Here is an 18,208-nt window from a genome sequence, read left to right as displayed (position 1 = left end):
CAACCTTTTAAAACAAGCCTTTATGATTTATAAAAATTATATCATAAATAAGGCCGCATTGTTAATATAATTAATATTTTTTAAGAAAAAAAATATTATAATCACAAACATTTTTGACTTAAAAAATTTTGAAATACCTAAGGAAAAACATTGTTAAAACGACTTGCTTTATTAATTACACTTTCTTCATTGATGTTACATGCCTCAGATCTTGTTAAAATTTATCTTAATCAAGGGTTAGATGCTGTTGGTGTAGCGATTGAAAAAGAATTAACTCAAAAGGATTTTTGGTTAAGTGAAATAGGAGATAAAAATATTTCACTTGGATACTATGATGATAATGTTGCTATCGTACTTACAAATAAAACAGATAAAATTCTCCGTGTTTATTCTTACGAGGACGGAAAAATAAGAAAAGATTTTGAACAAAAAGAAATAATAACTGGATTAATGGGCGATAAAAAAATAGAAGGAGATTTGAAAACGCCAGTAGGTTTTTATGAGTTAGGCCGTAAGTTTAATCCAGGTGATCCTTATTATGGTCCCTTTGCTTTTGCTACAACTTATCCAAATTTACTTGATAAAGTACAAGGAAAAACAGGTGGTGGTATTTGGATCCATGGCTATCCTTTAGATGGTTCTAGACTTGATGAATTTAAAACAAGAGGATGTATTGCTTTATTTAATAATAATTTGGAGAAATTTGCACAAGTTGTACAAGATAAAAAAGTTTTTGTTATGACAGAAGAAAAAGAAAAAATTAGAGCTAAAAAGGATCAAATAGCTAGTTTATTGGCTGATCTTTTTACATGGAAACTAGCTTGGACAAATAGTGATACTAATACCTATTTAAGTTTTTATGATGAGCAAGAATTTAAACGTTTTGATAAAATGAAATTTGAACAGTTTGCTTCCATGAAAAAATCTATTTTTTCTCGTAAAGAAGATAAAAAGATTAAATTTTCAGATATTAATATCAGCCCTTATCCGAATTTAGAAAATGAAACTATGTATAGAATTTCATTTTATGAGGATTATTACACTAAAAACTATCAGTTTAGAGGCGATAAAATTTTATACGTTAAGATAGATAGTAAAGGTAAAATGAAAATTTTAGCAGAGCAATAAATGTCTTTAATAAAAATTGATCAAAAAGCTTATGAATATAATTTAAGACATATTGCTAAAAAAATAGGGAGTTTTCAAAGATTAATTTGCGTTTTTAAAGATAATGCATATGGACATGGAGCTAAGCTTTTAGCTCCATTAGCCAAAAATTTAGGAGTTTCTTTTGTTGCTGTTAAGAGTGAAGAAGAAGCTCAAGAAATCGAAGAATTTTTTGAGAATATATTAATACTATCACATCGTCCTCATGGTAATGAAAATTCTCGATTTATTTATGCTTTAAATGATATTTCCCAAGCAAAAAAATACAAGCAAGATATAAAAATACATCTAAAAATAGATACAGGCATGCATCGCAATGGAATTTGTGTAGAAAATTTAGAGCATGCTATAGATCTTATTCAAAGTAGTGATTTAAAACTTACTGGAATGTTTACACATTTTGCTAGTGCAGATGAAATGGATGGAAGTTTTTTTGTTCAAAAAGAAAATTTTCAAAAAGCTAAAAAGATAGTAAAAAAATATTTTTCAAATTTATTATTTCATTCGCATAATTCTGCAGCATTATTTAGAGGGAAAATTCCCGAAGATGAATATTGTAGAGTTGGGCTTGTTCAATTTGGATATGGGGATTCAAATTTAAAAAGAGTTTTAAGCTTGTATGCTCATAGATTAAGTCAAAGGATTTTACAAAAAGGACAGAGTATAGGATATGGAGGCATTTTTACTGCTGCAAAGGATATGGAAGTAGCGACTTATGATTTGGGTTATGCTGATGGTCTTTTCCGATACAATGGAAAAGGGGAGTTAGTGCTTGGAAATGGAAAAGTAATGCTTGGAAAGATGTCAATGGATAGTTTTTCTTGTGAAAATTCTGGTGAGGAAATTTGCGTGTTTAAAGATGCTGATATTTGGGCTGATTTTTTTCATACTATTAACTATGAAATTTTAGTAAAATTAAATCCTAATATTCAAAGAGTTCTAGTATAAATATGTTTAATATAGTTTTAGTTCACCCTAGAATACCGCAAAATACAGGTAGTATAGGTAGAATGTGCTTTAATGCTGGTTTTAAACTTCATATTGTTAAACCAACTGTTTTTGATATTTCACAAAAGGCTGTTAGAAGGGCAGGACTTGATTACTGGGATAAATTAGAGCCTATTATTTGGGAGAATCTTGAAGAATTTTTGAATGAAAATATGATTTATAAAAATCGCTTTTTTTTCGCAACAACTAAGAGTCAAAAAGCTTATTTTGATGCAGAATTTCAAAAAAATGATTTCTTATTCTTTGGAAGTGAGAGTTATGGTTTGCCTATGGAATTAATGCAATTAAACTGGGAAAATGCTATAACTATACCTATGAAATCTTATGGAAGAAGTTTAAATTTAGCCACAAGCGTTGGTATAATCTCTTATGAAGCTTTAAGACAAAATTTTAGAAATTTTGCTTCTTAAAAGTTTCAAATTTACACAATAGCTTAAAACAAATAAAATCATAAAGTCCTTTTTATAAAAATTATGTTAAAGTAAAATTTAGATTATTTTTTGAGGAGTTTGGATGAAATTAGATATTATGCTAGATTTTGCCAATAAAGCGTCTGATATTATAGCTAATAAGATTGTCCCAAATACAGACATTATTATGGTAGTTTTACTTATTGTTTGTGGGCTTTATTATAGTTTTTTAACTCGCTTTGTTCAGTTTCGTATGTTGAGTTCTGTATTTAAAATTCTTACAGAAAAAAACGAAGGACACGCTAAAGAACATATTTCACCTTTTCAAGCATTAATGATCTCAACTGCTTCTAGAGTTGGTATAGGAAATATTGCTGGAATTTCTTTGGCATTGGCTACAGGTGGAGCTGGTGCTTTATTTTGGATGTGGGTTATGGCATTTTTTGGTGGTGCCTCAGCATTTGCTGAAAGTACCTTAGCTCAAGTTTACAAATCAAAAGATGATACAGGCGGGTTTAAAGGTGGTCCAGCTTATTATATAAAAAAAGCCTTAGGCTCACATTTTTTTGGAGCTTTTTTTGCTTTTATTCTTATTATTACTTATGCTTATGGATTTAATGGACTTCAAAGTCAAACAATGACTTCGTCTTTTAAAGTTTATTATGATATGTTTAATCCAAATGCTGCTGTAGATTTTGCATCAAGTTCTTGGCCAATGATTATTGGTATTGTTTTAACTATTTTTGGTGCATGGATGTTTTTTTCTCACCATACTAAAATAGGTAAAATTAGTTCTTTAATTGTTCCTTTTATGGCTTTAGCTTATGTTTTACTTGCCGTGATTGCTGTTTTAATGAATTTTGATAAAATTCCTTCTGTGATTCATATGATTTTACAAAGTGCTTTTGATTTTAAAGCGATTTTTGGTGGTTTTGCTGGTTCTGCTTTGGTTATAGGGATTAAAAGAGGACTTTTTTCAAATGAAGCGGGTATGGGCTCGGCACCTAATGCAGCTGCAGCAGCTTTGACAAGTCATCCAGCTAAACAAGGTGTTATACAAGCTTTTTCAGTTTTAATTGATGTTGTTGTTTGTACAAGTTCTGGATTTTTAGTTCTTTTTTCTATGGCATATTTAGGACTTGGAGAAAGTAAAATTGATGGTGGAATGCCTTTAGTTCAAGAAGCTATGCGTGAGTATTACGGTAGCTTTGGAATCCATTTTATTACTATAGCTATTGTTCTTTTTGCAATAACTTCTTTAATAGGAAATTATTATTATGCTCAAGCTAATGTTAAATATTTAACAAATTCCAAATTTGTAATGAATTTGTTTAGAATTACAGCTGTGGCTATGATTTTTATAGGCTCGCAAATGAATTTAAAACTTGCTTGGAATTTGGCTGATTTGACTATGGCTTTCATGGCAACGACAAATATTATATCTTTATTGCTTTTAGGTGGTATAGTAAATAAAGTTTTAAAAGATTTTAATACGCAACAAAAATCTGGTATAGATCCTAAATTTAATGCTAGCAAACTTGGAATTAAAAACGCTGAATGTTGGGATTAAAATTCATAAGCCTTAGTGGCTTATGAATTAATGATTCAAAACCTTGTTTAAAAATTCTCTCAATCTTTCATTGCTAGGATTTTCAAATACTTCTTTAGGGCTTGCATCAACAGCAATTTTTCCTTTATCCATAAAAAATATACGATTGGCAACATTTCTAGCAAAGCCCATTTCATGAGTTACTACAAGCATAGTTAAACCTTCTTTTGCAACATCTTTCATAATGCTTAGAACCTCGCCTATCATTTCAGGATCTAGAGCTGAAGTAGGTTCATCAAATAAAATAACATCAGGATTCATCATCAAGCTTCTAGCAATAGCTATGCGTTGTTTTTGTCCGCCAGAGAGCTTATGGGGCATTATATTTTCTTTGTCTGCTAAACCCACCTTAGCAAGAAGTAATTTTGCTTTTTTTATGGCTTCTTCTTGACTTAAAATTCCTGTTTTAATGGGCGTTAAACATAAATTTTCCATAACATTTTTATTAGCAAAAAGATTAAAATGCTGAAATACCATGCTAACTTTTTGCCTGATCTTATTAATATCAATTTCTTTATCAAGTATGTTTTGCTTATTGATTAAAATTTCCCCACTATCAGCTAGTTCTAAGCGATTGATGCAGCGTAAAAATGTACTTTTTCCGCCTCCACTTGGACCTATGATAGCTATTACATCGCCTTTTGAGATTGTAGTGTTAATATTTTTTAAAACTTCTAATTCTCCATATTTTTTTTGTAAATTTTTAACTTCAATCATTTTTATTCATCCTAAGTTCAAGTTTTTTTGCAAAATAGCTAAAAATTTTTACACTTACATAATAAACAAGTCCAGTGAAAATAATAGGTTTTGGATTGTAAAGTACGGCTTGCAAGCTTTGACTTTGCATGGTAATATCAATAACACTAATAAATCCTACAACAGAAGTTTCCTTAAATAAAGAAATAAATTCATTAGCTAATGCAGGTAGAATGTTTTTAGTAGCCTGTGGAAGAATAATTTCTTTCATTGAAGTTTTGTAATCAAGTCCCATTGCTCTTGCAGCTTCCATTTGTCCCTTATCTACACTATTAATGCCACTTCTTACAATTTCTGCTATATAAGCCGAGCTATTAAGTCCTAGTGCAAGAATGGCTGCATAAAGGTTATCTATAAAAGTAAAAATTACAAAAGCAAAAATCATCAATTGTAAAATTACTGGTGTTCCTCGTATAATGTCTATATATTCATCTATAATAAAATTAAGCGTTTTAAATTTAGAGAAGTATAAAATAGCTAAACTAAAACCAATAATCACTCCGATAATAACAGCGCAAGCAGTTAATAAAAGTGTAATAAGATAACTTTTTAAATAAGCTTTTGCATTTTCTGTATAGCCATAGCTTACAACTCCACTAGGATCTTGAATTTTTAATATTTCTATTGGGAAAGAAAAATAGCCCCATAAAATAATAATAACAAAAAAAACAAAAATTCTTATATTTTTCTGATTCAATTTGTAAACCTTTTCAGAGAAATTATTTAAAAAAAGATTTTATAGAAATATCTTTGAATTTTCTCTAAAGATTTAAAAAAATGTGTTAGAATTTCCCAAAAATAAGGTTGTATTTATGGAAATTTTAGATTTCATTCTAATAGTTATTTTTGTGTTTTTAATGATTGTTTTGGTTATAGGTTTCAATCATCAAATGATGCAAAAAAACAAAGAAAGAGAAGAAAGATTTAAAAAATATAAAAAAGGAGAACAAAATGAGTAAAAAAGTATTAATTCCATTGGCTCAAGGTTTTGAAGAAGCTGAATTTATAGGAATTGCAGATGTTTTAAAACGAGCAAAAGAATTAAATCCAGATTTGGAAGTTGTTATAGCTTCGTTAAACAGTGAGTTATTGGTAAAAGGTGCTAATAGCATTAGTATAAAAGCAGATTGTTCTATAGAGGATGTTGATATAGAAAATTTAGATGCTATTGCTTTGGCGGGTGGCTTTGAAGGTATGATGAATCTTAAGAATTCAAATGTTATTTTAAATATCATTAAACAACTTCATAGCAAAAATAAAATTGTTGCCGCAATCTGTGCTTCTCCTATAGTTTTAAATGAAGCAGGTGTTTTAGAGGGCGAGTTTGCTTGTTATCCTAGTTGTGAAGTTGGACTTAATGGAAATCGTGTTAACAAGGCTGTAGTTGTAAATAAAAATGTTATAACTTCAGCAGGTCCAGCTACGGCAATTCTTTTTGGTTTAGAACTAGCTAAAAAGTTATGCGGTGATGAAATTTATCAAAAATTATATGAGGGAATGTTGCTACCTTTGACAAAATAGTTTAAATGGTAGTTTTTCTACCATTTAAACTAAAATAAAGCTTGAGGATTTTCTTTTTTTGTTTTTTCCTTAGGCAGTTCAAAACCTCCAAGCATATGAAAATGCAAATGAAAAACTTCTTGTCCACTATTTTTTCCACAGTTTGTTACCAAGCGATATCCACTTTTATCTACACCTAAAAGAACAGCTAATTCTTGTATGAAACTTGTCATTTTGGCCATAAGTTCAGGATCAAATTCTTGAAAGTCTTTAAAATATTTTTTAGGGATTATAAGTATATGTATGGGTGCTTTGGGTGCAATATCATGAAATGCTAGAAAATCGTCACTTTCAAGCACTTTATTGCATGGAAGTTTACCTTCAACTATGAGTTCAAAAATTGTTTTTTCTTGCATTATTTATCCTTTTTTATTGTTGGTTTGATACAATTATATCTTTAAAGTTTGGTTTTTATGCTGAATTTAAAATAGTTTTTAATAGAATTAGAACTTGAAATATTTTATTTAAGGTAAGAAAATTGCAAAATTTTATAGAACAGATTCAAAAATGTGAGAATTTAAATGATTTGGAAGCCATTAGGATTTCCGTTCTTGGAAAAAAAGGTATTTTAACAGAAGGCTTTACAAAGCTTAAAGAGTTAGAAGATGAGGCGAAAAAAGAATTTGCTGCTAAATTAAATGCGCAAAAAGAAATATTTAATGAGGCTTATTTAGCCAAATTTAAAGATTTGGAAAATCTTGCTTTAGAAGAAAGAATGAAACAAGATGCTTTAAATTTTAACTATTTTGATGAAAGTATTACAACAGGTGCCTTGCATCCTGTTATGAGCACCATGGATAAAATCATAGAATATTTTATAGCTTTGAATTTTAGCATAGAAAAAGGGCCTTTAATAGAAGATGACTTTCATAATTTTGAAGCGTTAAATTTACCTAAATCTCACCCCGCAAGAGATATGCAAGATACCTTTTATTTTGATGATAAAAGGCTTTTAAGAACACAAACTTCGCCAGTGCAAATACGGACAATGCTTGCACAAAAACCTCCTATTAGGATGATAGCCCCTGGTGCTGTATTTAGAAGAGATTTTGATATTACGCATACTCCTATGTTTCATCAAGTTGAAGGCCTTGTGGTGGAAGAAGGGCAAAAGGTTAGCTTTGCAAATTTAAAAAGTGTATTGGAAGATTTTTTGCGTTATATGTTTGGAGATGTGAAAGTTCGTTTTCGTCCAAGTTTTTTCCCATTTACAGAACCTTCTGCTGAAGTTGATATTTCTTGTGTATTTTGCAAAGGAAAGGGTTGTAGAGTTTGCAAACATACAGGTTGGCTTGAAGTTTTAGGATGTGGAATAGTTGATCCTAATGTTTATAATTTTGTTGGTTATGAAAATGTAAGTGGTTATGCTTTTGGATTGGGAGTAGAACGTTTTGCAATGCTTTTGCATCAAATTCCAGATTTAAGATCTTTATTTGAAGGTGATTTGAGATTATTGGAGCAGTTTAGATGATAATTACTAAAAGTTGGTTGAATGATTGGTTAGAACTTGAAGAAATAAGTTCAGATAAAATAGCTAAAACTTTAAACTCTATAGGTATAGAAGTTGATAGGGTTGGCGCTTTAAAGGCTCCAGATAAAGTTGTTGTAGGCTATGTTAAGGAAAAAATTAAACATGAAAATTCAGATAAATTAAGCATTTGTCAAGTTGATATCGGAAGTGAAACCTTGCAAATTGTCTGCGGTGCTGCGAATGTTGATGCAGGACAATTTGTAGCTGTTGCAACTAAAGGTGCTATCATGCCAAACGGTATGGAAATAAAAGAAGCAAAATTGCGAGGAGTGGATTCTTGTGGTATGCTTTGTTCTAGTTTAGAACTGGGTTTTGAAAAAATCAATGAAGGAATTATGCTTTTAGATGAGAGTATAGGGAAATTAGAACTTGGGAGACCTTTAAATACTTATGAAATTTTTAATGATGAGCTAATAGAAGTGGAACTTACTCCTAATAGGGGTGATTGTTTAAGTATTTATGGTATAGCTCGTGATTTAGCCGCAGCTTTAAATTTAAATTTAAAAGAACCAAAACCATTTAAAGAAAGTGAAAATGTTTTAGGTATCGGTAGAATTTTGCGCTTAGCAGCTGAGAAAGAACTTAATGGGCTTTATAATTATCGAGCCATAGGGCTAAAAGAAGAAATTCAAACAAATTTATTGCTTAGTTTAAGACTTGCTCAAATTGAAGGTTTGGGAAAAAATTCCATAGAAAATTTATTAAATTATGCAACGCATTCAACTGGTGTTCTTTTTAATGCTTATGATTTAAGTAGTTTTTCTGAAAAAGATGAAGAATTTATCATTAATTTAAGCAAGCAAGTGCATGGAGAAACAAAGGTATCTTACAAAGATAAACTTTTAAGCTTTAGCGGAATTTTCCAAAATAATGAAAGTAGATGTAAAGATGATTCTAAAATAATTATTATTGAGGCTAATTATACCGATCCATTGGTAATTGCAGATGCTAAAATATATCATAAAGATCAAGATGAAAAAATGCTTTATAGAAGTTTTAGGGGAAGTGAACCTAAATTAAATTTAGGAATGGATTTTTTGCTTGGTATTTTTGAGCATATTCCAAATCTTGTTATTTATAGTTCTTCTCAACAAATTTTAACCGACAAAGAATTACCAATCATACCAATAAGTATTGAAGGTATTAGCGATATAATAGGACAAAATGTTGATAAAGATGAAGTATTAAAAATATTAAAGAAATTAGGTTTTGAGCTCATACTTTCAGGTGAAGGGCTTATAAATGTTAAAGCACCTTTACATCGTCCTGATATTAAAAATTTATCAGATATTTGCGAGGAAGTTGTAAGAATTATAGGTATTGATAATATTGCTTCCAAGGGTTTAGAATTTATAGAAAAAAATCGTTTAAATTCTGCATATAAAAATTATATTGAGTTTTTAAATTTAAGAAAAAGAGCAGTAGCTAGTGGTTATTTTGAAAGCTTACATTATGTTTTGGATAATGGAGAAGAACTTAAAAGATTAGGTTTTGACTCTGTTAAATTAAAACTAATCAATCCAATTACAGCAGAACTTAATACTTTAAGAACAACCCTTTTAAATCATTTGTTAAATGCAGCAAGTTTAAATGCAAAAAATTCTAAAAAAATTATTAAACTTTTTGAATTAGGGGCTGTTTTCAATGTTAATAATCAAGAATTAAATCGTATTGCATTTATCCATTCTGGCTTAAAAGAAGAAGCTAAAATTTCCAACAAGGCCAAACCTGAATCGGTGCAATTTTATGATTTTCTTTTAGATATTAAAAATATTATAGGTGATTTTAAACTAAAATCATCAAAATATAATATTTTAAGCCCTTATGAACAAGCAGATATTTATCTATCGGATATTAAAGTAGGTTTTATAGGCCGTTTGCATTTAAAAATAGAAAATGAGAGAGATTTACCAAAAACATATATTTGCGAACTTGATTTAGATTTAATCAGGCAAGATTTTAAAATAGCTAAGCCTTACTCCAAATTCCCAGCTATCACTAGAGATCTTAGCGTGTTAATACCTAAAGGTTTTGAATACAATCAGATTAAAAATTGTATCGAAGAATTGAATTTAGAAATACTTGAAAATTTTCGTTTAGTTGATATTTATAGTGATGAAAACCTTAAAGAATTTTATAGCATTACTATAAGTTTTTCTTTTAGGGATATAAATAAAACTCTAGAAGATAATCAAGTGAATGAATGTATGGATAAAATTTTAAATACTCTTAAAAATTTGGGTCTTGATTTAAGATGAAAATTTACAAATTGCAAACCCCTGTAAATGCTATACTTGAAAATATAGCAGCAGATAAAAGCATATCTCATCGTTTTGCTATATTTTCGCTTTTAACACAAGAAGAAAATAAGGCTCAAAATTATCTCTTAGCTCAAGATACTTTAAACACTCTTGAAATTATAAAAAATCTTGGAGCTAAAATTGAACAAAAAGATTCTTGCGTCAAAATTATACCCCCTAAAGAAATTTTATCTCCAAATTGTATTTTAGACTGTGGAAATTCAGGAACTGCTATGCGTTTGATGATAGGATTTTTAGCAGGAATTTTTGGTTTTTTTGTTTTAAGTGGAGATAAGTATTTAAACAATCGTCCTATGAGAAGGATAAGCAAACCACTTACTCAAATAGGCGCTAGAATTTATGGAAGAAATGAGGCAAATTTAGCTCCACTTTGTATAGAAGGTCAAAAATTAAAAGCTTTTAATTTTAAAAGCGAAATTTCTTCGGCTCAAGTTAAAACAGCTATGATTTTATCTGCTTTTAGAGCTGATAATGTATGCACTTTTAGTGAAATTTCTCTTAGTCGAAATCATAGTGAAAACATGCTAAAGGCTATGAAAGCTCCAATAAGGGTTAGTAATGATGGCTTAAGTCTTGAAATAAATCCTTTAAAAAAACCTTTAAAAGCTCAAAATATAATCATTCCTAATGATCCTTCTTCGGCTTTTTATTTTGTTTTAGCAGCTATTATTTTACCTAAATCTCAAATTATTTTAAAAAATATTTTGCTTAATCCTACTCGTATAGAGGCGTATAAAATTTTGCAAAAAATGGGTGCCAAACTTGAAATGACAATAACTCAAAATGATTTTGAAACTATTGGTGAGATCAGGGTGGAGTCTAGCAAGCTTAATGGCATAGAAGTTAAAGATAATATCGCTTGGTTAATAGATGAAGCGCCTGCTTTGGCTATAGCTTTTGCTTTGGCTAAGGGTAAATCTAGTTTAATAAATGCTAAAGAATTACGCGTTAAAGAAAGCGATAGGATTGCTGTGATGGTTGAAAATCTAAAGCTTTGTGGTGTTGAAGCTAGAGAACTTGATGATGGTTTTGAAATAGAAGGTGGATGCGAACTAAAATCTTCAAAAATTAAAAGCTATGGAGATCACCGTATTGCTATGAGTTTTGCTATTTTAGGTTTGCTTTGTGGAATCGAGATTGATGATAGTGATTGTATAAAAACTTCTTTTCCAAATTTTATAGAGATTTTATCAAATTTAGGAGCTAGGATTGATTATTGAATTAGCAAAAAACTATGGTTTTTGTTTTGGTGTTAAAAGAGCTATTAAAAAAGCAGAACAAATAAAAGATGCTGCAACTATAGGCCCTCTTATTCACAATAACGAAGAAATTTCTCGTTTGCAAAAAAATTTTAATGTCAAAACTTTGGAAAATATACAAGCTTTAAGTAATGAAAAAAAGGCTATTATAAGAACTCATGGTATTACAAAGCAAGATTTAGAAGAATTGAGAAAAAAAGATATAGAAATTTTTGATGCCACTTGTCCTTTTGTTACAAAACCACAACAAATTTGCGAGCAAATGAGTAAGGAGGGTTATGAAGTTGTTATTTTTGGAGATGAAAATCATCCCGAAGTTAAAGGAGTCAAAAGTTATGTAAGTACAAAAGCTTATGTAGTTTTGGATAAAAAAGAACTTCAAAATATAAAACTTCCTAATAAAATAGCTGTAGTAAGCCAAACAACTAAGAAGCCTGAGCATTTTATGGAGATAGTAAATTTTTTAATACTTAAAACCAAAGAAGTAAGAGTTTTTAACACTATATGTGATGCAACCTTTAAAAATCAAGATGCCATTAAAGAACTCTCGCTTAAAAGTGATGTTATGGTTGTTGTAGGGGGTAAAAACTCAGCCAATACAAAACAACTTTTTTTGATTGCAAAAACCAATTGTGAAGATAGCTATCTAATTGAAACCGAAGAAGAGTTAAAAAAAGAATGGTTTTTAGATAAAAAACATTGTGGCATTAGTGCAGGTGCTAGTACTCCTGATTGGATTATACAAAAAGTTATCGCCAAAATAGAAAATTTTAAAATTAATTAAAAAATGTTTTTAAATAGAATAAAAAAGTCAAAAATTTAAAAAAAATTAACAAAAATAAAAAAACTTAACACTAATTAAAGAAAAATAAGGTAAAATCAATCAATTTCTAAAAATTATTTTAAAGGACCATAATGAGCGAGGTGAACAAAAAAGTTCAAGACGGCGTAGATGATTATCTTGAGGAAGAAGATTTTGGACAGCTTTTGGAGGCTTTCGATAAATCAAGAGAAGAGGCTACAACAGAGGGTGTGATTGTAGAGATCAAAAATGATGAAGTTTATGTAGATATAGGTAAAAAATCTGAAGGTATTTTAGCTCTTAGCGAAATACAAGGTGACAATTCTAAGCTATTGTTTAATGTAGGCGATAGTATTAAAGTTGCTGTTATGGGTTCTCGTGGTGGCAGATCTTTACTTTCTCATAAAAAAGCTTTGAGAAAAGAAAAAGTTATTGAATTTATTAAAAACTATCAAGAAAATCAAGATGATATTTTTACCGTAAAAGTAGTTGGAAAAAATAAAGGCGGATTGATAGTTGTTGATGAAAATGATGTTGAATTTTTCTTACCAAAATCTCAATATGGCTTTAAAGAAACAAATAATATTATAGGCAAAACGTTTAAAGTTAAAATTATTAAAATCGACAAAGATGAGCAAAGTATCATTGTTTCTCGTAAAAAAACTTTAGATGATGAGAGAAGAAAACGAAAAGAATTGATCAATAATGTAGCACAACAAGAAGATTTAATTGAAGGTATTGTAAAAAAAATTACCACTTATGGTATGTTTGTAGATGTAGGAGGTGTTGATGGCCTTGTTCATTACAGCGAAATTTCTTACAAAGGACCTGTAAATCCTGGAACACTTTATAAAGAGGGTGATAAGGTTCCAGTTAAAGTTATAAAGTATGATAAAGAACGCAAACATTTATCCTTGTCTATAAAAGCGGCTTTACCCGATCCATGGAGCGAGATAAAAGATACTCTTGATGTAGGTGATACCATTAAAGTAATAGTATCAAATATAGAGCCTTATGGTGCTTTTGTGGATTTAGGAAATGATATAGAAGGATTTTTACATATCAGTGAAATTTCTTGGGATAAAAATATTAAAAATCCAAAAGATTATATCAACAAAGGTCAAGAAATTGATGTTGAAGTAATTGAAATCAATCCAAATGAAAGACGCTTAAGAGTTTCTTTAAGAAATTTACTTTCTAGACCTTTTGATGAATTTATGAAATCTTACAAAATTGCAGATGTGGTTGAAGGGGAGATCACCTCGGTAACTTCTTTTGGCGCGTTTGTTAAACTTGGCGGTATTGAAGGTCTATTGCATAATGAAGATGCTTCTTGGGATAGAAACGATAAATGTAAAGACAAATTCTCTCAAGGGGATAAAATCAAGGTAAAAATTATCAAAATAGATGAAGAAAACCAAAAAATATCATTAAGCGCAAAAGAATTAAACAGTTCTCCAGTGCAAGAATATGCCAAAATTCATAAAGTCGGCGATATTGTAAAAGGCACTATCCGTGATATTAAAGATTTTGGTGTTTTTGTAGAGCTAAGTAAAAATGTTGATGCTTTAATTCATAAAGAAGATATAAGCACTTCTATGCTTGAAAATTTAAAAATTGGCGACGATATTGAAGCTGCTATAGTTTTTATTGATGAAAAGAAAAATAGAATTCGCCTAAGTGTTAAAAATCTTGTTAGAATAAAAGAAAGAGAAGTTCTTAATGAAATCAATAATGATGATAAAGTAACTTTAGGTGATATCATTAAAGATCAGCTAGCTTAATGAAAAAATACATTACAATAAGCATTTTGAGTATTTTATTACTCATTTTGCTTGCTGTTGTTTTTACATTGCTTTGGCAATTTAAAGCTAATGTAAATTTCATTCCACAATTTGCTAAAGATACAAATACGCAGCCAAGCATTCAAACCCAAAATCAAGATCTTTCATGGCAAGAAGAATTAGCAAAATGGCCTACAAGAGATTTTACCCCAGCAGCAGAAAAATTTACCTTATATTTTGATGCAGATACTAGCGAGCTTAAGGAGAAAAATAAATATTATCAGCTTATAGTTGGAAAATATGATATTTATTCTATGTTTTGCTTAAGGCAGACTTTAAATTCTTTTAATGTGAAGTATTTTCTTCTTAAATCTGGCGATAGTCCAGAAATCTTTTTGGATACAGGCAATGAAAAACTTATAGATGATATTATCAAAGAATTAAAAAAATATAAAATAAATACAGAAGTAAAGGAAATTTGGTTATGAAAAAAAAGATTATAGTGTGTGATACTATTTTGGATAAAGGTGTCGATATTCTAAGAAAAGCTGAAGATATTGAGCTTATAGAAGCTGCAAAATTTCCAAAAGATGAACTTATGCAAATGCTAAGCGATATTGAAGTTGCAATTACTAGAAGTTCTACGGATGTAGATGTAAATTTTTTAAATCATGCCAAAAAATTAAAAGCGCTTGTGCGTGCTGGGGTGGGCGTAGATAATGTTGATATTCCAGAGTGTTCTAAACGAGGAGTGATTGTGATGAATGTCCCAACTGCAAATACTATTGCCGCAGTTGAACTAACAATGGCACATCTTTTAACATCAGCTAGAAGCTTTGTCAATGCTCATAATTTTTTAAAAATTGAAAGAAAATGGGAAAGAGAAAAATGGTATGGCATTGAATTGATGAATAAAACGCTAGGGGTTATAGGTTTTGGAAATATAGGTTCAAGAGTAGCTATCCGTGCTAAAGCATTTGGTATGAAAATTTTAGCCTATGATCCGTATATTTCTGCTTCTAAGATTACAGATTTAGATATGGAACAAGCAAAAAATTTGGATGAAATTTTAGAAAAAAGTGATTTTATTACCATTCACACACCAAAAACCAAAGAAACCAATGGTATGATAGGAAAGCAAGAAATTGCAAAAATGAAAGATGGAATAAGATTAATAAATTGTGCTCGCGGAGGATTATACACAGAAGAGGCTTTATATGAAGGTTTAAAAAGTGGTAAAATAGCATGGCTTGGTATAGATGTGTTCGATAAAGAACCCGCAACCAATCATCCTCTTTTAGACTTTGAAAATATTTCAGTTACTTCTCACCTAGGAGCAAATACTTTAGAAAGTCAAGACAATATCGCAAGAGAAGCTTGTGAGCAAGCATTAAGTGCAGCACGAGGCGTGGCTTATCCTAATGCCTTAAATTTACCAATTAAAACTGAAGACTTACCACCTTTTGTAGCTCCTTATATAGAACTTGTTTCTAAAATGGCTTTTTTAGCTGTTCAAATTGATAAAAATCCTATAAAAAGTATTAAATTAGAGGCTGAAGGAATTATTGGTGAGTATGCAAATTCTATGCTAACTTTTGCAGCTGTTGGTGCTTTGGGTGGAATTTTAGGAGAGAAAATTAATTATGTTAATGCAGAATTTGTTGCCAAAGAAAAAGGAGTTGAATTATCTTGCGAAACTCTTCCAAATAGTGGTTATAATAATAAACTTAGCGTTAAAATTATCACCGAAAATTCAAATATCAGTGTTTCAGGAACAGTGTTTAATGAAAATGAACAACGCATAGTTGGATTAAATGGCTTTAAAACTGATTTTAAGCCAAAGGGAAAAATGATTATTTTTAAAAACAAAGACATACCAGGAGTTATAGCTAAAATCAGTTCCGTTTTGGCAGCTAAAAATATCAACATAGCTGATTTTAGGCTTGGTAGAGATGGTTTTGGGTATGCTTTGGCTGTTGTTTTGATTGATGAAAAAGTTCAAAAAGAAGTATTAGATGAACTAAAACAATTAGAGGCGTGTGTATTTGTCCAATATGTTGAAATTTAAAATTTTAATTATAGAAGATGATATAGATTTAAACGAACTGCTTGTTTTAAAGTTAAAATCTAGTGGTTATGAAGTTATATCTTTAGCGGATTTTTTTGGAGTTGAAGATTTGCTCGATAATGAGCAAATTGATCTTTTAATAGTCGATAGAAATTTGCCCAGTGGAGATTCTTTAGAAAAAATTCAAGATTTAAGAGAGCAAGGATATAAAGAAGCAGTTATTTTTCTTACAGCCAAGGCTTTACATCAAGATTTGCTCGAAGGCTTTGAAAGTGGTTGTGATGATTATGTTTGTAAACCTTTTGATTTCAATGAGCTTTTGCTTCGCATTAAAGCAATTTTAAAACGCCATAAAAAAGAAGAAGAAAAACTATCTTTTGGTGATTTTATTTTAGATTTGGTTAGTTATGAATTCTTTTACAAAAATCAAAAATTAGAAATCTCAAATCTTGACTATGAGCTTTTAAAATGTTTTTTTGAAAATCCAAATACCTTGCTTACTAGACAATTTTTAAGCGAAAGTGTTTGGAAGGATGATACTACAAGTGATAAAACAATCAATATAGCTCTAACAAGACTTAGAAATAAATTTCCAAAACTAAAAGATCATATTATAAGTGTTAGGGGTATTGGCTATAAATTATGCTAAAAACTAAAAATATTTTTATAGTTTTTTTTGTTGTATTGGCTTTGATTTTTGGGTTTATTTTTTATACTTTTACTAATTCTTATCTTAATTTCTTGCTTATAAAACAATATGAACAAAAAATCAAAAGCCTTGATGATGTTTTAAAATTTTCTCTCTTAGAGCATTTAAATGATGCTAATATCAAGGATTTTGCTAAAGATACTAGGGCTGATTTTATTATCCTAAACAATGATATGAAAATAAGTTCTGTAAAAAATCCTGATTTTTTTTCTAATCTTAAAGAAGGAGAAATTTTAAATTTCAATTCAAAAAAAATTCTCACTAAAAGCTTTATTTGCAAAGGATATAAATATATTATTATTGTTTATCCTCGTTTTTTAGATTTAGAACTTTTTTGGACAAAAATGGCAATCGGTTTTGGAGTATGCTTGCTGTTTGTTTTTATTTTAATGTTGTTGTTAGGTAGAAGAATAGAGAAAAATTTTAATAAAATTTTGGATTTTTTGGATTCTATAGGGGATCATAAAGTTGTTATATTAGAAAAAGGAATGTTTAAAGAATTTAATTTACTAAATGAGAAACTTTTAAAAACTAAGGATAAAATTCTAAAGAATACCCAAAAAAATAAAAAACAAAGCGATAAAATCACTTTAAAAAATACTCAGCTTGCTAGCGTGATTTCTGCTATTTCTCATGAACTTAAAAATCCATTAAGCGTGATTGATCTTAGCTTAGAGATGCTAAAAGATGAGAAATTGGAAGATAAAAAATTAAAAAAGGAATTACTAGAAAAAATTTCACGTCAAAGCGTTAAACTTAATGCTTTAACCCATAAGCTTAATTTTGTTTTTAATCTTAATAGTGAAGCCTTGCAGATGCAAGAATTCGATCTTTTTTCTCTATGTGAAAAAATCACTAAAAACCCAGGCTTTGAAAGAGTTGCATTGCAAGGTAAAAGCACGAAAGTTAAGGCTGATGAATTTTTAATCGAGCAAGTGATTATAAATTTGCTTTCTAATGCTTTAAAATATAGTCAAAAAAAAGTCATTTTAACGGCAAGAGATCAAAAGATAATAGTGCAAGATTTTGGAAAAGGTATAGAAGAAGATAAAATAAAATTGATTACAAAAAAATTTTATAAAATTGATGTAAAAAGTAATAATTCTTTTGGTTTGGGACTTTTTTTAGTAAAGAAAATTTTAAATATACATAAAAGTTATCTTGAAATTTCTAGCACTTTAGGTTATGGTTCTAGTTTTAGCTTTAAACTCAGTCAAGGATAAA

General features: G+C 29.4%; 18 protein-coding genes. 15 read left to right on the top strand and 3 right to left on the bottom strand.

All coding sequences use genetic code 11. From position 1 onward, the window contains the following. Positions 1-150: 150 nt before the first annotated feature. The 4 genes from AJ882_RS00810 (at position 151) to AJ882_RS00795 (ending at position 4,155) form a co-directional block, all read left to right on the top strand. Positions 151-1,128 carry a murein L,D-transpeptidase family protein gene (locus AJ882_RS00810; protein WP_002856863.1) on the top strand — a complete coding sequence of 326 codons (978 nt, stop codon included), beginning with the start codon at positions 151-153 and terminating at the stop codon, positions 1,126-1,128. Continuing rightward, entirely contained in the window at positions 1,129-2,115 is a 987-nt protein-coding gene (locus AJ882_RS00805) for an alanine racemase (RefSeq protein ID WP_002867456.1), read from the top strand. 2 nt (positions 2,116-2,117) lie between these two features. Further along, the gene (locus AJ882_RS00800) at positions 2,118-2,585 is read left to right on the top strand and encodes a tRNA (cytidine(34)-2'-O)-methyltransferase (protein ID WP_002859556.1); all 468 of its coding nucleotides are present in this window, start codon (positions 2,118-2,120) and stop codon (positions 2,583-2,585) included. Between the two features lie 103 nt (positions 2,586-2,688). Further along, positions 2,689-4,155: an alanine/glycine:cation symporter family protein gene (locus AJ882_RS00795; protein WP_002872832.1), complete on the top strand. Its 1,467-nt coding sequence runs from the start codon at positions 2,689-2,691 to the stop codon at positions 4,153-4,155. Between the two features lie 27 nt (positions 4,156-4,182). On the opposite strand, the gene AJ882_RS00790 is transcribed toward AJ882_RS00795, so the two are convergent. Both AJ882_RS00790 and AJ882_RS00785 read right to left on the bottom strand, forming a co-directional pair. Next, positions 4,183-4,911, bottom strand: coding sequence for an amino acid ABC transporter ATP-binding protein (locus tag AJ882_RS00790; RefSeq protein ID WP_002858785.1), 729 nt, complete (start codon positions 4,909-4,911; stop codon positions 4,183-4,185). After that, the gene (locus AJ882_RS00785; protein ID WP_011049809.1) at positions 4,904-5,647 is read right to left on the bottom strand and encodes an amino acid ABC transporter permease; all 744 of its coding nucleotides are present in this window, start codon (positions 5,645-5,647) and stop codon (positions 4,904-4,906) included. The genes AJ882_RS00790 and AJ882_RS00785 overlap by 8 nt, the downstream gene beginning before the upstream one ends. 82 nt (positions 5,648-5,729) lie before the next feature. On the opposite strand from AJ882_RS00785, the gene AJ882_RS00780 reads away from it, so the two are divergent. Then, positions 5,730-5,909 carry a hypothetical protein gene (locus AJ882_RS00780; RefSeq protein ID WP_010891894.1) on the top strand — a complete coding sequence of 60 codons (180 nt, stop codon included), beginning with the start codon at positions 5,730-5,732 and terminating at the stop codon, positions 5,907-5,909. Next, a complete protein-coding gene (locus AJ882_RS00775; protein WP_002852508.1) occupies positions 5,902-6,471 on the top strand; it encodes a DJ-1 family glyoxalase III in 570 nt (189 codons plus the stop codon). The genes AJ882_RS00780 and AJ882_RS00775 overlap by 8 nt, the downstream gene beginning before the upstream one ends. 29 nt (positions 6,472-6,500) lie before the next feature. On the opposite strand, the gene AJ882_RS00770 is transcribed toward AJ882_RS00775, so the two are convergent. Further along, a complete protein-coding gene (locus tag AJ882_RS00770; protein WP_002852408.1) occupies positions 6,501-6,866 on the bottom strand; it encodes a histidine triad nucleotide-binding protein in 366 nt (121 codons plus the stop codon). Between the two features lie 122 nt (positions 6,867-6,988). On the opposite strand from AJ882_RS00770, the gene pheS reads away from it, so the two are divergent. The 9 genes from pheS to AJ882_RS00725 all read left to right on the top strand — a co-directional run bounded on the left by pheS (position 6,989) and on the right by AJ882_RS00725 (position 18,207). Next, on the top strand, positions 6,989-7,981 hold the full coding sequence (gene pheS / locus AJ882_RS00765; RefSeq protein ID WP_002852567.1) for a phenylalanine--tRNA ligase subunit alpha: 993 nt from the start codon (positions 6,989-6,991) through the stop codon (positions 7,979-7,981). Beyond that, positions 7,978-10,299, top strand: coding sequence for a phenylalanine--tRNA ligase subunit beta (gene pheT, locus AJ882_RS00760; protein ID WP_011049808.1), 2,322 nt, complete (start codon positions 7,978-7,980; stop codon positions 10,297-10,299). The genes pheS and pheT overlap by 4 nt, the downstream gene beginning before the upstream one ends. Continuing rightward, on the top strand, positions 10,296-11,582 hold the full coding sequence (gene aroA, locus AJ882_RS00755) for a 3-phosphoshikimate 1-carboxyvinyltransferase (protein ID WP_011049807.1): 1,287 nt from the start codon (positions 10,296-10,298) through the stop codon (positions 11,580-11,582). The genes pheT and aroA overlap by 4 nt, the downstream gene beginning before the upstream one ends. Continuing rightward, positions 11,572-12,405, top strand: coding sequence for a 4-hydroxy-3-methylbut-2-enyl diphosphate reductase (locus AJ882_RS00750; protein ID WP_002857098.1), 834 nt, complete (start codon positions 11,572-11,574; stop codon positions 12,403-12,405). The genes aroA and AJ882_RS00750 overlap by 11 nt, the downstream gene beginning before the upstream one ends. 131 nt (positions 12,406-12,536) lie before the next feature. Next, positions 12,537-14,207, top strand: coding sequence for a 30S ribosomal protein S1 (locus tag AJ882_RS00745; RefSeq protein WP_011049806.1), 1,671 nt, complete (start codon positions 12,537-12,539; stop codon positions 14,205-14,207). After that, positions 14,207-14,695, top strand: coding sequence for a hypothetical protein (locus AJ882_RS00740; RefSeq protein WP_002856886.1), 489 nt, complete (start codon positions 14,207-14,209; stop codon positions 14,693-14,695). The genes AJ882_RS00745 and AJ882_RS00740 overlap by 1 nt, the downstream gene beginning before the upstream one ends. Beyond that, positions 14,692-16,275: a phosphoglycerate dehydrogenase gene (serA, locus tag AJ882_RS00735; RefSeq protein WP_070279630.1), complete on the top strand. Its 1,584-nt coding sequence runs from the start codon at positions 14,692-14,694 to the stop codon at positions 16,273-16,275. The genes AJ882_RS00740 and serA overlap by 4 nt, the downstream gene beginning before the upstream one ends. Further along, complete coding sequence (locus tag AJ882_RS00730) at positions 16,262-16,924, top strand: response regulator transcription factor (protein ID WP_002860529.1); 663 nt, start codon at positions 16,262-16,264, stop codon at positions 16,922-16,924. Before serA ends, AJ882_RS00730 begins: the two co-directional genes overlap by 14 nt. Further along, on the top strand, positions 16,918-18,207 hold the full coding sequence (locus tag AJ882_RS00725) for a sensor histidine kinase (protein WP_011049805.1): 1,290 nt from the start codon (positions 16,918-16,920) through the stop codon (positions 18,205-18,207). The genes AJ882_RS00730 and AJ882_RS00725 overlap by 7 nt, the downstream gene beginning before the upstream one ends. Position 18,208 lies beyond the last annotated feature (1 nt).

It is taken from the genome of Campylobacter sp. BCW_6461, assembly GCF_001762735.1.
Classification (GTDB): Bacteria; Campylobacterota; Campylobacteria; order Campylobacterales; family Campylobacteraceae; genus Campylobacter_D; species Campylobacter_D jejuni.
This window is presented reverse-complemented; position numbering and strand designations above follow the sequence as displayed.

Excerpts from the sequence above, each read along its gene's own strand:
- AJ882_RS00725 (WP_011049805.1), top strand. The coding sequence starts at position 16,918 with ATGCTAAAAACTAAAAATATTTTTATAGTTTTTTTTGTTGTATTGGCT.
- AJ882_RS00770 (WP_002852408.1), bottom strand. The coding sequence starts at position 6,866 with ATGCAAGAAAAAACAATTTTTGAACTCATAGTTGAAGGTAAACTTCCA.
- AJ882_RS00805 (WP_002867456.1), top strand. The coding sequence starts at position 1,129 with ATGTCTTTAATAAAAATTGATCAAAAAGCTTATGAATATAATTTAAGA.
- aroA (WP_011049807.1), top strand. The coding sequence starts at position 10,296 with ATGAAAATTTACAAATTGCAAACCCCTGTAAATGCTATACTTGAAAAT.
- AJ882_RS00730 (WP_002860529.1), top strand. The coding sequence starts at position 16,262 with ATGTTGAAATTTAAAATTTTAATTATAGAAGATGATATAGATTTAAAC.
- pheT (WP_011049808.1), top strand. The coding sequence starts at position 7,978 with ATGATAATTACTAAAAGTTGGTTGAATGATTGGTTAGAACTTGAAGAA.
- AJ882_RS00745 (WP_011049806.1), top strand. The coding sequence starts at position 12,537 with ATGAGCGAGGTGAACAAAAAAGTTCAAGACGGCGTAGATGATTATCTT.
- serA (WP_070279630.1), top strand. The coding sequence starts at position 14,692 with ATGAAAAAAAAGATTATAGTGTGTGATACTATTTTGGATAAAGGTGTC.
- AJ882_RS00800 (WP_002859556.1), top strand. The coding sequence starts at position 2,118 with ATGTTTAATATAGTTTTAGTTCACCCTAGAATACCGCAAAATACAGGT.
- AJ882_RS00795 (WP_002872832.1), top strand. The coding sequence starts at position 2,689 with ATGAAATTAGATATTATGCTAGATTTTGCCAATAAAGCGTCTGATATT.
- AJ882_RS00790 (WP_002858785.1), bottom strand. The coding sequence starts at position 4,911 with ATGATTGAAGTTAAAAATTTACAAAAAAAATATGGAGAATTAGAAGTT.
- AJ882_RS00740 (WP_002856886.1), top strand. The coding sequence starts at position 14,207 with ATGAAAAAATACATTACAATAAGCATTTTGAGTATTTTATTACTCATT.
- AJ882_RS00775 (WP_002852508.1), top strand. The coding sequence starts at position 5,902 with ATGAGTAAAAAAGTATTAATTCCATTGGCTCAAGGTTTTGAAGAAGCT.